We start from the raw sequence: 13,192 nt of genomic DNA, 5'->3' as shown, positions 1-13,192 counted from the left end.
TCTAGAGATTACAACGACTGGATGGGATGGTTGTCAGGAAGCTTTCTGGAGAATGGGCGTTGGTCGTGACATAGTAGAATCCCATGACGAATTCTGGATCAAAGGAGGGTACTCTGCATACCCCGAAGCTATGCTCCGTCATCATTGTGACCTATAATTCCAGCTCCTGCATCGGTGCCTGTTTGGGGCCCTTACTCAACATTTCTGATGTTGAGCTTGTAGTGGTGGATAATGATTCGAAGGATGGTACCACAGCTAAATTGCAGAAAGAGTTTCCGCAGGTTACCCTTATTGCCCTTCACGATAATATTGGTTTTGGGCGTGCGTGTAATATCGGGATGACGGCTTCGAGTGGATCCTTTGCCCTCTTTTTGAATCCGGACACCATTGCGACGGAAAAGGCCCTCCGAACTCTTTTCAGGTTTTATGAGAGGCATCCTCGAGTCGGAATTGTCGGGGGCCGTCTTGTTGATCCGTCTGGACGGCCTTTGCAATCAATGGGGGATACACCTTCTTTGACTGGCCTTGTGCTGGATAAGCCGTTGGCCTGGATGGCGAAGCGTGTGGGGCCTCGAGGGCTCTTTCGTCGGGTGGTAGGCCGGTGTTCGACAAAATTTTGTATCCCTCATCAAGCGGAGCCTGTGGCATGGGTGTCCGGTGCTTTTCTTTGTTGCCGGCGTTCAATCTGGAAAGACATTGGCGGCTTTGATGAAAAGTTTTTTTTGTATTATGAAGATGTTGATCTGTGCCTCAGGGCCACGCAGGCTGGTTGGGAGGTGTGGCACGTTCCTGAGGCAGTTGTAGAGCATCAATCGGGAGCTTCATTTGGGGGTGATCTTTCTAAACAAAAAGAAATTTATTATGTTAATCAATATTATTTTTTCCAGAAGCATTTTGGTCGTCCGGTCGCATGGGCCTTGCGGGCTTTGCAGAGTGTCTATGCTCGATTAGGTATGTACCGTAGCCTTGGAACCGATCGAATAGGTCGCGCTCTGCGATAGTGTGTGGTCTGAGAATCACAGGAAATTTACTTGGGAAATTTAGGACGTAATGCGGGTTCTCCAAATTGTTGCCGATGGAAAGCCGGGTGGAGGAACCACGCATGTTCTACAGATTCTCAAAGGCTTACGGCATGCCGTTTCCTTTCAACTCATTACCGAAGAACAATCATATTTAATGAAGGAAGCCGGAGCTCTTGGTATTCCTTGTCAGGGGCTTCGGTTTTTCATTAGTCGGCTCAATCCTGCTATCCCTTTCCAACTTCGAGCGTTGGTTATGGCCTTTCAACCTGATCTGGTTCATATCCATGGTGGGCGTGCAGGGTTGTTCTTTACCGTATCTCTCTTAAAAGTCCCGATGGTCTATACCGTCCATGGATTTCATTTTGTTGAAAAGTCACCGACCATTCGCCGGATGGCGTTAATGGCCGAACGTTGGAATCTGCGACGTGCGTGTCATTCTATTTTTGTGTCGAAATATGATGTGGTTCTTGCGGAAAAATTTCAATTGCTATCAGGTAGCACCAAAAGGTCAGTCATCTATCCAGGTCTCTCTTTGAAAAATCTTCCACCGCCTCTGCCTCAGGCGCTCCTGCATATTGGCTTTATCGGACGATTAGAACCTCAGAAGGATCCTCTCCTTTTTGTAGAGATGATGGAGTGCCTGCCTGAGTATTCGGCCACGATTGTTGGTGATGGGGCTTTGGCTCCCATGATCAAACAGGAAATAGCCAGGCGGGGTTTAGGTGGACGAGTTCACATGGTGGGGGAGTTGTCTCATGGAGAGGCTCTGGAAATCCTCGCTACGTTCAGCGTGGTCGTTTTAACCTCCAGGTGGGAAGGCCTGCCGATTTTGGTCTTAGAATCTATGGGCATGGGAGTTCCGGTCGTGAGCATGAAGGTGAGTGGGTTGGAAGAGATCATTCATGACGAGGTAAACGGAATGCTGGTAGAGAACAGGAGAGGAGAAGACCTTGCCGAAAGGGTCAAAATAATCACAAACAATGAGGATCTCAGGATCTCGCTCATTACGAAGGCACAGGAGACTATACAAAAAAATTTTTCAATCGAAATGATGATGGCTTCGATTCTGAAAATATATCAGGAACTGTCTGTCTCACATGCAGGTCATTGAGGGCACAAGTGAGAGTTGCGCTGGTTCATGATTGGCTGACTGGTATGCGAGGGGGTGAGCGGTGCCTTGAGGCATTGTGTGAATTATTTCCTGATGCGCCAATTTATACGCTCTTCCATGTGAAGGGCAGTGTGTCGGAGACGATTGAGCGGCATCCTATTATTCCCAGCTTTCTGAATCGAGTTCCATTTGCAAAAAATCGATATCGGTATTTGCTGCCTTTCTTTCCTTCAGCCATCCAGCGATTGAAATTCCATCAGTATGATTTGGTGGTGAGTTCGAGCCATTGCGTGGCCAAGGGTATTCGAGTGCCGCGGGAGACCTGTCATATTTCCTACGTTCATACCCCCATGCGGTATATCTGGGATGGATTTGATACCTATTTTGTTAATAGAGGGATATGGAATTTTAGCCGGCTGGGCATGGGCCTTTTTCGAATGCGACTTCAGCAGTGGGATGTGGAATCCAATGCCCATGTGAGTTGTTTTATTGCCAATTCGCAAAACGTAGCAGGGCGAATTGCACGCCAGTATGGAAGGGCGGCCTGCGTGGTCTACCCTCCTGTTGATTGGCAGACTTTTCACGTGGCGCATCGCGATGAAGGGTTTTATTTAATGGTCACGGCCTTTGCGCCCTACAAAAAAGTCGACCTGGCCATTGCTGCGGCCAATGCGCTTGGGCTTCCATTGAAAATTATTGGGCGGGGGCAAGATGAGAAACGCTTAAGACGAATGGCCGGTCCAAGTGTCGAATTCCTTGGCTGGCAGCCAGACCATCGTGTCAGGGACTTTTACAGCCGGTGCCTGGCCGTTCTCTTCCCCGGTGAAGAGGATTTTGGTATTGTGCCTTTGGAGGCCATGGCCGCCGGAAAACCGGTAATTGCCTATGGAAAAGGTGGGGCCCTTGAAACAATCGTCCCTCTCAATCCTTTGTCTAAGCCAGGCGAAAGTTATATGGAACATGGTGTTCACGGAAGTGGATTCCCTTCTACTCTAACGGGGGTCTTTCACTATGAACAGTCGGTTCAAGCCATAATCGAAGCTGTTCAATTGTTCACGCAGCACCTCGCAGATTTCAATCCGGATGCCATTCGGGCACATGTTGAACCGTTCGATCGGTCTCATTTTAAGCAGCGGATACAGCAGGTGATCATGTCCTGTTACCGCGAATTCCGTCGTACCTCACCATGTTGAAACGCCACAGTGAATTCTTAAAAAACCTACTCTTCCTTTCCGACCTGGTTGTGATATGTGTGTGTTGGGTCGGCGCCTACTTCATTCGCTTTTCAGTTCCGCTCTTTCCGATCACTAAAGGTATTCCTCCCATTGACCCGTATCTCTGGCTTCTTTTTCCCATCGTCGTCGTATGGGGAATTTGTTTTTATTCATTTAATCTGTATCGCCCTCGCAGAATGGGCTCTCATCTGGCGGAATTTGTGGACATTGCCAAGGCCAATACGCTGAGTATTCTGATCCTGGTCGCATTAACTTTTTTCTTGAAGCCGTTTGAGTTTTCCCGTTTGGTGATCATGTATTTTTGGTTATTGAATCTGGTGGTTTTGGGCTTTTCCCGCATGGTCTTTAGGGAAATTCTCAGGGTTTTCCGGCGAATGGGATACAACCAACGCCAGGTGGTAATTATCGGCGCGGGAAAACTTGGGCAGCGCGTTGGCGATACCCTCAAAATGCATCCCGAACTTGGCCTCCAGGTTCGCGGGTATTTGACGCGGAATGCCGAAAAAGTTGGTCAAATGTTAGACGGAACACCCGTTATCGGAACATTTGACCAGGCGGCAGATATCTTAACCAGCCATGTGGACATCGTCTTTTTGTGTTTGCCTCCGGAAGTGGAATGTGAAGCGGAGGGACTGATGAAAATCCTGTCTGCCACCACAGCTGGAGTGAAGATCATTCCATCCATTTATGAGTTCGTGACGTTGCGGGCGGAAGCCGAAATGTTTGAAGGCCTTCCTATTATTACCCTCCAAGGATCTCCTCTTTACGGGTGGAATTTGTTTCTGAAGCGAATGGTTGATGTCTGTGGTGCCGCCGTGGCCCTGGTGGTGGCCTCACCAATTGCATTGATGATTGCGGTACTCATCAAGCTCACCTCTCCAGGTCCTGTTTTCTACCGGCAGACTCGTGTTGGTCTCGATGGGAAATCGTTCAATATTGTTAAAATTCGGACCATGCGTATGGATGCCGAAGAAAAGACCGGTCCCGTCTGGGCCAAAGCCCATGACCCACGCAGGACGCCTATCGGGAGGTTTTTGCGACGAACCAGTTTGGATGAATTACCGCAATTCTGGAATGTCTTAAAGGGAGAGATGAGTATTGTGGGGCCGCGTCCTGAGCGACCGGAGTTTATCGAGAAATTCCGGGCCCAGATTCCCCAATATAACCTGCGTCACACCATGAAAGCGGGAATTACGGGTTGGGCGCAAATTAATGGATTGCGTGGGAATACCTCTTGGGAAAAACGGTTAGCCTACGACATGTATTATATAGAGCATTGGTCATTATGGCTGGATGTGAAAATTATGATTATGACCCTTTGGAAGGGGTTGATCCATCGGGAGGCGTATTAGCCTTTCATCCTTCGTGTGGCAACGGGGCAGTTCTCCCATGTGAGTCTCTTGCCAATGGGGTTGAATTTCCCTCCTCCTGATTATCCCTGATATTTCTCAGAGGAGGCATTTTCCTCATTGCGTACAAGGGCGTCAGCGAGTCTATTCAAGGAAGATTTTGGGCAGATGTCCGTCGCGGTTTTTGGGTGAAAGAACCATAGAGGGTATCATTTGATCCTTGTCCCGGCGGGGATTTCCTGGGACATGTTAAGAAGTTCAAGGACCTCTTGATCTCCTGCGGCTAATACCATGCCTTGGGATTCAATCCCCATCAGTTTTGCCGGCTTGAGATTTGCCACAACGACAATGGTTCGGCCCACCATTTCTTCGGGAGCATACTTTTTCCCAATTCCAGCCACAATCTGACGCTGTTCTGTTCCGATATCCACCTGGAGCTTGAGCAGTTTTTCAGACTTTGGAACACGTTCTGCCGTTAAGACTTTGGCCACCTTCAATTGAACTTTTTGGAAATCGGCAATGCCGATTTGTGTCACGTCGCCGGGTGGCGATTGCGGTTGGGTGGATGGAACGGGCCGAGATGTTTCCATGTGTGTCCTGGTTGGGTGAATAGGTGTTTTCTGTGCGGGACTCTTCTGGGAGTCCAATGGACGGGAATCTTTTCTGGGAAATAGGGAAGCGCCTTTACTGGTTTGCCCTTTATAGAGGTATGCTCCCCAACGAGGGAATTCCTGCAAAACGGATGTAGAAAAATCCATCGATAACCCCAGACGGATCTTCATCGTTTCGGCGGTTTGTGGCATAAACGGGTAAACGGCCACCGTGAGAAATCGCAAGACCTCTGTGAGATGAAACAGGACCGTGTGAAGGCGAGGGGTATGGTCAGGATCTTTGGCCAACATCCATGGAGCGGTCTTATCAATATATTGATTAGCTGACTGGACAAATCCCCACATCGTTTCCAGCGCGCGATTAAATTCTAAGTGGCGAAGGTGCGTCTCAATAGACGGGAAAAGGGATGAAGCCGCATGCTGGAGTTGACGATCCTGATCGGTTTCGTGTCTGGCGTCGGGTTGAGGAACGGTATTGTTGGAAAAATTCGCCAGCATCGTAAGAGTTCGGGACAGCAGATTGCCAAGATCGTTTGCCAATTCAGCGTTATGCCGGCTACCGAATGCCGTGATGGAGAAATCTCCATCCTGGCCGAATGGAACTTCCCTCAACAGAAAATAGCGAAAGGCATCAGCGCCGAATTCTTTGACCACGGCATAGGGGTCGACAACATTCCCTCGACTTTTTGACATCTTTTCCCCATTTACCGTCCACCAGCCATGCGCAAAGATGGATTGGGGGAGCGGCAGTTCCAAGCCCATTAACATGGTCGACCAGTACACAGCATGGGTAGTCAGGATATCTTTTCCGACCAGATGGAGCGACGCGGGCCAGAATGTTGAAGTGCTCGGAATTGGAGCGACATACTCCAGGGCTGACAGGTAATTCACTAAGGCGTCGAACCATACATAGGCCACGCAATCCCGATCAAATGGCAATTCGATGCCCCACGATAACCGTGACTTGGGTCGGGAAATGGACAGATCCTCAAGGGGCTTTTGCAGAAACCCTAGGACCTCATTGCGACGGGTGTCCGGCTGAATGAAGTCGGGATTTGTCTGGATATGCTCCTTCAACCGGTTCTGAAAGCGACTCATGCGATAAAAATAATTTCGTTCACTGACTTGTTCCACTGGTCGCCGACAATCCGGGCACAGCCCGTTCTCCACATCCTTTTCTGTCCAAAATCGCTCGTCAAATGTGCAATACCAGCCGGTATATTCGGCCTGATAAATTAAGTCTTTGTCATAGAGGGCTTGAAGGTAGCGTTGGACGATGGCTTGATGTTGAAGATCGGTGGTGCGAATAAACCCATTGTTGGAGATATGCAATTGGGACCAGAGATTTTTGAACTTCGGCGTGAGGAGGTCACAATGTGTCTGTGGATCGACCCCGGCCTTGGCCGCCGCCTGTTGGACTTTTTGCCCATGTTCGTCTAATCCGGTGAGGAAAAAAACCTCGTGCCCTGTTAGCCGATAGAACCGGGCTAGAACATCGGCCGCGATGGTGGTGTAGGCGTGGCCAATGTGAGGCACATCGTTGACATAATAGATAGGGGTGGTGACATAAAACGTGTTGGACATGACAGAACATCCTCTGTTAGCTCCGAACCCACAAGTGCCAAACGACTCACGTGGTCGCAGAACCGGGGTAAGCAGGTAATTGATGGTTAAGCGATCACTGGTGAATGCGAGAATTCCAATTGGTCGTGAAGATGAAAGAAAAATTGCTCCAATCCGATTTGCACATTAAGATTTCGTTGTTGCCCTCGCTCGAGTTGGTTGAGTTCATGGATGAGGTCCAGAAGTGAAGAAGGGGTGATCTGGAGAGACAACTCGCGAAGCGCCGTTTCTTGATCCTGGTACAAGGTGGGCGACAAGGAATGATCCAGGGTCAGCAAGAGCAAATCCCTGAGCCCTGCCCAAAACCAATGAATCGCTTCCTGTACTTGGTTCGATTTGACCAGCCCTTCACTCATATCCATCACCCGTGAAGCCAACGCCGTATGTTCCCCAAATAACAATGCCCAGTACTGACGGATTTTTACCTTTAACTCTGCGGGGTCACAGGCCAAAGCTGAACCCAACCGGCCTTCGGCAAATGCCGCGATTAACCGGTTATCCTGGTCTTCCCTGTCTGTCCGTTCCTTCAGGAATTCATAAATGCTGGCAGAGGGCAGCGGGGCAAATCGCAACGTAATGCATCGAGACCGAATCGTTGCCAAAAGGTGCTCCGGGCGGCTGGTGATCAGGAGAAAGAGGCAATGGTCTGGCGGATCTTCCAATGTCTTGAGCAAGGCGTTGGCTGCTTCAGTGGTCATGGAGTCGGCCTGATCAATGAGGCAAATCTTATGTGACCCCAGGAGAGGACGATAAATAACCAGATGTTCGATATCGCGTATTTGATCAATGGTAATTTTGGGATTCTGCTTTTGCATATCTTCAGGTTGAACCAACAAAAAGTCGGGATGAGTGGCCTGGGCGATTTGATGACATGATCGGCAGTGGTCGCAGGCATCGGGTGTTGGTGCGATTTGTGGGGCCTCGCAATGAAGATACTGGGCAAGCGCGTTAGCGGTGAGTCGTTTCCCAATGGACGGCTCTCCATGAAACAGATAGGCATGCCCCAGATGGTTGGTAGAGACCGCTGTTTGGAGCCATTTAATTGGGCGTTGATGCCCGACGAGATCTCGAAATGCCATGCTGAGGGGTCCCTTTCGTCCGGATTCGCTTGATAATGCGGCTGGGTTGAGGAGTGACGTGAGCCAGGCTTGTCGATGGTAACGACTGAATGAGGCGTGCCATCATGGATGATATAAGAATAGTCAGGATCTCGGGGGATTGCCTGGCATCTAATTTTTGAATGCGTTGGGGATGCTGTTTAGCGAGGGCAATGAAACCTCGACGTACTCGTTGATGGAAATCCAAGGATTCCTGGTCAAGTCGATTTTGGTGCCGGGCCTTTTGTCGCCTCGCCAACCCTTCTTGGGTCGGGAGATCGAGTAAAAACGTGAGGTGTGGAGTCAGTCCTTCCGTGGCGAATTGATGGGAATGCTTTAGAAAGTTGATATCCCGGTGTCGTCCGTATCCCTGGTAGGCCAGAGTTGAATCAAAAAACCGGTCACACAGCACAATTATGCCTTTTGAGAGGGCTGGCCGAATCACATGAGCCACATGTTGGGACCGGGAAGCCAGAATTAGAGCTGTTTCGCATTCTGGAGTGATGATTTCCTTGTTGGATTTCGTTTTGGAGTGGGAAAGCAGAAGGCGGCGAATGGCCTCAGCCAATGGAGTTCCTCCAGGCTCGCGGGTTTCTAATACCTGATAGCCTTGAGCTCGAAGTGCTTGTGCCAATCGGTGAGATTGGGTGGTCTTTCCAGAGCCTTCTGTGCCTTCGAAGGTAATGAATAACCCTGAAGGCATGCCCTGTTTTCCCTTTGCGTGGTTTCTCGGTTTCATGGAAATTTACCCTGAACGATCCTAGTCTAAGTCATTGAAATTCGCAAGAAAAGTCTTGCAGGAGTGCCATCCTGATTGTAAGATGCGATAGTATTACGGTGACCTCCTACCTCTCCCGTAGAAACTGTGCCCGCTCTGTGTGGCGGGTATAAGGCGGATTTTTCTCATGAATACCCTTCGCGCCTCTCTCAGACGTTATTTTTTGACAGGCCTGTTGGTAATTACCCCAATCTGGGGAACGATCCTCATTTTAAAAACGCTGTTTGTGACTGTGGATAGTATCCTTGGCACGGCATTAGCGGACCTGGTGTTGCCGGATTATTACTTTCCCGGTCTGGGTATTTTGGCATTATTGCTGTTGATTTTTTCAGCCGGTGTCTTTGCCACAAATTTTTTGGGAAAACGATTGGTCGTCCGGTGGGAAGAAATTTTAGATCGCGTCCCGATTGTACGTGGTATTTATGCCACATTGAAGTCGATGATGGACATCTTATCATTCAAACAACGCGAAAAATATAACAAAGTGGTAATGATTCAATTTCCCAAAGAGGGGAACTATTGTTTGTCGTTTGTTACCGGGGAGACCAGAAAGGAAATCCAGAATCTGGCTCCGGAGCCTTTGGTCCATGTGTTTGTCCCCACATCTCCGAATCCAACTTCTGGCTATTTTCTTCTGGTTCCCGAGAGTGAAATTATTCCTGTAGATATGGGGGTTGAGGAAGCCATGAAGCTTATTGTTTCAGGAGGATTTTATTCTCCTCCGGATAAGTCCTCTAGCATTGAAATTGCAAAAAAACGGGATAGAATGACCCTCAAGGACTCACCTAAAGTTCAAACCCCATGAGAAGAGACCTTTAACGAAGGGTATGACAGGCGTAATGAGTGGTAAAAAAAACACGGCTGCCATGATTCTGGCTGCGGGACAAGGAACCCGGATGAAATCGGCTTTGCCCAAAGTCCTACATCGTGTGGCCGGTCGTCCCATGCTGTGGTATGCCGCGAACTTAGCCAGGCAAGTGGGCAGCCAGACCGTTGCTATTGTGGTCGGCCACGGATCGGAACAGGTCCAGGCCTACCTCGAACAAGAAAAGGCTAATTTTGAGCCTTTTGAAGTGGTGATTCAGGAGAAACAATTGGGGACGGGGCATGCGGTTCAGCAGGCGTATCCAGTCGTTACCAGGAACGACCTCAAGCAGGCCGAACAATTCTTGATTCTGAATGGCGATTCACCTTTATTAACGCAGGCCACGCTGAATTCCCTGGTTGATTACCATCAATCTGAAAAAGCCGCCCTGACAATCTTAACGACGGTCATTCCGGAATCCCGTGGTTACGGGAGGGTGGTTCGCGCGCCATCGGGCGAGATCCGTCGTGTTGTCGAGGATCAAGATTGCTCAGCAGAAGAACGAAGTATTTCGGAAATTAATGTTGGGACGTATGTCGTGGATGGCACCTTCCTTGGAAAGGCATTGAGCCAATTGCGTCCCCAAAATGCCCAAGGGGAATATTACATCACCGATATTATTGAAGTGGCTGTCCAGCAAGGTCTGAAAGTTTCGGCATGGATAACCAATGACCATTTGGAGACGACTGGGATTAACACAAGGGAACATCTGGCTCTAGCCGAAAAAGAAATGCGACGACGAATTTGCCAGCGTCTCATGTTGTCAGGTGTCACCATGCTGGATCCGGAACGTGTGATTATTGACGATGGAGTTGAAATTGGAAGGGATACCAGTCTGTATCCCGGAGTCATACTTGAAGGCCGGACCGTCATTGGAGCGAATTGCGTTATTCACGGCAATTCGAGGCTGAACAATTGCCTGGTCGGCAATAATGTCCTCATTCAGGATTCGTGCGTCATGTTGGAAGCCAGGATAGAAGAGGGGGCGGTCATCGGGCCTTTTGCGCATTTGCGTCCGGGGAGCCATATTCATCGAAAAGGCAAGGTTGGAAATTTTGTGGAATTGAAACAGACTGAAGTTGGGGAGGGGTCTAAGGTCAATCATTTGAGTTATCTCGGAGATACCGTGATTGGCCGGAATGTGAATATCGGGGCCGGGACCATTACCTGCAACTATGATGGATTTCGAAAGGCACGGACACAGATTGAGGACAATGTCTTTATTGGGAGTGATGTGCAATTAATTGCCCCGGTGACAATAGGGGAAGGGGCGTTGATTGCGGCAGGAACCACCGTCACGAAAAATGTTCCGGCCAATGCATTGAGTATTTCCCGAGTGGCGCAGGTCAATAAAGAAGGTACGGCGGCGAAACGGCGAGAAATTCTGGCTTCTTCCTCAGCTGCCCATGTTCAGGACAAAGAGCAGGGTGCCCCGGCTGAGTCCTCATTACGACCGAACCCTCAGCAACAAAAAGACCCTGTCTAGTGGCCAATTTTGATGAACCAAATCGAGCGATATCTGGGCGGAATCCTGTGTTTTCATCCAGGCTGAGCGATACCATTCCGATCATTCCAATATCATTTGTAAAAAAGATGCGATGTAAGGAGCGTTAGCGTATGTGTGGAATCATCGGATATGTTGGAGGTGAACCAGCGACCCCTATTTTAGTGGCCGGGCTACAACGGCTGGAATATCGAGGGTATGACTCCGCCGGGATTGCGATTCAACATAATGGAGAGTTGAAAATTCGAAGGACGGTGGGCAAGCTCACCAATCTTCAGGCCGTTTTACAAAACGGGTCTGTCGCCGGAACAATAGGAATCGGTCATACGCGCTGGGCCACGCATGGCCGGCCATCTGAACAAAATGCCCATCCTCACCGTTCGGGAGAGATTGTTCTCGTCCATAATGGAATTATTGAAAATTTTCTCGATCTCCGCCATCGATTGGAATTAGAAGGCTATCGGTTTGAGTCTGAAACCGACACCGAGGTCATTGCGCACCTTTTATCCTCGCTCACGATGAAGGGGCATGGGCTTCAAGAGGCAGTCAGATTAATTGCTAATGAACTGCATGGGAGTTATGCCATTGCCGTGATGTCGCTGGCTGAGCCAGGACGCATCGTCGTCAGTCGTTCAGGGTGTCCCCTGGTGATTGGTCAGAATGGAAAAGGAGCCTTTTTGGCCTCTGATGTCACGCCTCTCCTAGCTCATATACGGGAGGTGGTGTTTCTCGAAGACGGAGATGTAGGCATCTTAGAGAATTCCGGTATCACCATTTTTGCTTCGGATGGCCAACCGAAAAGTTTCAATCCCGTTACCATTGATTGGGATGCTGAGGCGGCTGAAAAGGGGGGCTATCCGGATTTCATGATGAAGGAAATCCACGAACAGCCACAAGTGATTATGGATACGCTTCGGGGCCGGTTTCAATATGAAACGGGCGAAGCGGATCTTCCGGATTTGGCCATGACCGACGAGGAGTTGCTCAACGCCAGGCGAATCTGGATCGTGGCGTGTGGGACGTCTTGGCACTCGGGGCTCGTCGGGAAATATTTATTCGAAGAAATGATTCGACGGCCCGTTCAGGTGGATATCGGTTCAGAGTTCCGGTACCGGGAGCCTATGATACAAAAGGACGATTTGTTTATTGCCATTTCACAATCAGGCGAGACGGCGGACACATTGGCGGCGGCACGGGAAGCCAAGCACCGGGGGGCCCGTGTCCTGGTGATTGTAAATGTGGTGGGAAGTACGCTGGCTCGCGAAGCCGATGGGGTGATTTACACCAGATGTGGTCCTGAGATTAGTGTGGCTTCCACGAAAGCCTTTACCGGGCAGGTAATTGCCTTATATCTCTTGGCCTTGCATGTGGGACGAGTGCGTCGCACCTTAAGTCCGGAGGAAGGGCGATGGTGGTTGGATCATTTTCTCAAGCTTCCCGGCCAGGTCGAGCACATTCTCAAGCAGGAAGCGTCGATTCAAGCGATTGCCCAGCGGTATTATCAAAAACGAAATTTTTTGTATTTGGGTCGGGGAATTAATTATCCCATTGCCCTGGAAGGTGCCTTGAAACTCAAGGAAATCTCCTATATCCATGCCGAGGGATATGCGGCGGGGGAGATGAAGCATGGTCCCATCGCATTGATTGATGAAGACATGCCTGTGGTCGTGCTATCGCCGAAAGATCGGCTCTACGAAAAGTCTGTCAGTAATCTGATGGAAGTGCGCGCCAGGAGTGCTCCCGTGATTGCATTTGTGACCGAAGGGGATCATGCCTTGGATCAGGTTGCCGATCACGTGTTCGCGATTCCTGCTGTCCATGCACTTTTGACCCCGATTCTGTTTACCGTCGGCCTTCAACTGCTGGCCTATCATATTGCGGTGTTGCGAGGAGTAGATATTGACCGTCCGAGAAATCTTGCCAAGAGTGTGACGGTTGAGTAAGGCATCCTTCCAATCTCCCACCAGAGTCTTTCCTGCTTGGTTCTCACCACTTCT

General features: G+C 49.7%; 10 protein-coding genes. 7 read left to right on the top strand and 3 right to left on the bottom strand.

Annotated features, from left to right (window positions below; genetic code table 11):
- Nucleotides 1-83 precede the first annotated feature (83 nt).
- Genes H6750_01525 through H6750_01510 form a run of 4 tightly spaced genes read left to right on the top strand, consistent with a single transcriptional unit; the run spans nucleotide 84 to nucleotide 4,720 of the window.
- Entirely contained in the window at nucleotides 84-1,001 is a 918-nt protein-coding gene (locus tag H6750_01525; GenBank protein MCB9772991.1) for a glycosyltransferase family 2 protein, read from the top strand.
- A gap of 49 nt (nucleotides 1,002-1,050) precedes the next feature.
- A complete protein-coding gene (locus H6750_01520; GenBank protein ID MCB9772990.1) occupies nucleotides 1,051-2,133 on the top strand; it encodes a glycosyltransferase in 1,083 nt (360 codons plus the stop codon).
- A gap of 44 nt (nucleotides 2,134-2,177) precedes the next feature.
- Nucleotides 2,178-3,326: a glycosyltransferase gene (locus H6750_01515; GenBank protein ID MCB9772989.1), complete on the top strand. Its 1,149-nt coding sequence runs from the start codon at nucleotides 2,178-2,180 to the stop codon at nucleotides 3,324-3,326.
- Nucleotides 3,320-4,720 (top strand): undecaprenyl-phosphate glucose phosphotransferase, encoded by a 1,401-nt coding sequence (locus H6750_01510; GenBank protein ID MCB9772988.1) that lies wholly within the window; start codon nucleotides 3,320-3,322, stop codon nucleotides 4,718-4,720. The genes H6750_01515 and H6750_01510 overlap by 7 nt, the downstream gene beginning before the upstream one ends.
- A 206-nt stretch (nucleotides 4,721-4,926) precedes the next feature.
- On the opposite strand, the gene metG is transcribed toward H6750_01510, so the two are convergent.
- The 3 genes from metG to H6750_01495 form a co-directional block, all read right to left on the bottom strand.
- Nucleotides 4,927-6,912, bottom strand: a complete 1,986-nt coding sequence (gene metG / locus H6750_01505; protein MCB9772987.1) for a methionine--tRNA ligase — start codon at nucleotides 6,910-6,912, stop codon at nucleotides 4,927-4,929.
- Nucleotides 6,913-6,998: 86 nt separating this feature from the next.
- Nucleotides 6,999-8,030, bottom strand: coding sequence for a DNA polymerase III subunit delta' (holB, locus tag H6750_01500; GenBank protein ID MCB9772986.1), 1,032 nt, complete (start codon nucleotides 8,028-8,030; stop codon nucleotides 6,999-7,001).
- Nucleotides 7,990-8,751 carry a dTMP kinase gene (locus tag H6750_01495; GenBank protein MCB9772985.1) on the bottom strand — a complete coding sequence of 254 codons (762 nt, stop codon included), beginning with the start codon at nucleotides 8,749-8,751 and terminating at the stop codon, nucleotides 7,990-7,992. The genes holB and H6750_01495 overlap by 41 nt, the downstream gene beginning before the upstream one ends.
- Before the next feature lie 202 nt (nucleotides 8,752-8,953).
- On the opposite strand from H6750_01495, the gene H6750_01490 reads away from it, so the two are divergent.
- The 3 genes from H6750_01490 (at nucleotide 8,954) to glmS (ending at nucleotide 13,138) form a co-directional block, all read left to right on the top strand.
- Nucleotides 8,954-9,631, top strand: a complete 678-nt coding sequence (locus H6750_01490; protein MCB9772984.1) for a DUF502 domain-containing protein — start codon at nucleotides 8,954-8,956, stop codon at nucleotides 9,629-9,631.
- Nucleotides 9,632-9,665: 34 nt separating this feature from the next.
- Nucleotides 9,666-11,177 (top strand): bifunctional UDP-N-acetylglucosamine diphosphorylase/glucosamine-1-phosphate N-acetyltransferase GlmU, encoded by a 1,512-nt coding sequence (gene glmU / locus H6750_01485; protein MCB9772983.1) that lies wholly within the window; start codon nucleotides 9,666-9,668, stop codon nucleotides 11,175-11,177.
- A gap of 131 nt (nucleotides 11,178-11,308) precedes the next feature.
- Nucleotides 11,309-13,138: a glutamine--fructose-6-phosphate transaminase (isomerizing) gene (gene glmS / locus H6750_01480; protein ID MCB9772982.1), complete on the top strand. Its 1,830-nt coding sequence runs from the start codon at nucleotides 11,309-11,311 to the stop codon at nucleotides 13,136-13,138.
- The last annotated feature ends 54 nt before the right edge of the window (nucleotides 13,139-13,192 follow it).

This window comes from Nitrospiraceae bacterium (genome assembly GCA_020632595.1).
In the GTDB taxonomy this organism is placed as follows: domain Bacteria; phylum Nitrospirota; class Nitrospiria; order Nitrospirales; family UBA8639; genus Nitrospira_E.
This window is presented reverse-complemented; position numbering and strand designations above follow the sequence as displayed.

Excerpts from the sequence above, each read along its gene's own strand:
- H6750_01525 (MCB9772991.1), top strand. The coding sequence starts at position 84 with ATGACGAATTCTGGATCAAAGGAGGGTACTCTGCATACCCCGAAGCTA.
- H6750_01520 (MCB9772990.1), top strand. The coding sequence starts at position 1,051 with ATGCGGGTTCTCCAAATTGTTGCCGATGGAAAGCCGGGTGGAGGAACC.
- H6750_01515 (MCB9772989.1), top strand. The coding sequence starts at position 2,178 with ATGCGAGGGGGTGAGCGGTGCCTTGAGGCATTGTGTGAATTATTTCCT.
- H6750_01510 (MCB9772988.1), top strand. The coding sequence starts at position 3,320 with ATGTTGAAACGCCACAGTGAATTCTTAAAAAACCTACTCTTCCTTTCC.
- metG (MCB9772987.1), bottom strand. The coding sequence starts at position 6,912 with ATGTCCAACACGTTTTATGTCACCACCCCTATCTATTATGTCAACGAT.
- holB (MCB9772986.1), bottom strand. The coding sequence starts at position 8,030 with ATGGCATTTCGAGATCTCGTCGGGCATCAACGCCCAATTAAATGGCTC.
- H6750_01495 (MCB9772985.1), bottom strand. The coding sequence starts at position 8,751 with ATGCCTTCAGGGTTATTCATTACCTTCGAAGGCACAGAAGGCTCTGGA.
- H6750_01490 (MCB9772984.1), top strand. The coding sequence starts at position 8,954 with ATGAATACCCTTCGCGCCTCTCTCAGACGTTATTTTTTGACAGGCCTG.
- glmU (MCB9772983.1), top strand. The coding sequence starts at position 9,666 with ATGAGTGGTAAAAAAAACACGGCTGCCATGATTCTGGCTGCGGGACAA.
- glmS (MCB9772982.1), top strand. The coding sequence starts at position 11,309 with ATGTGTGGAATCATCGGATATGTTGGAGGTGAACCAGCGACCCCTATT.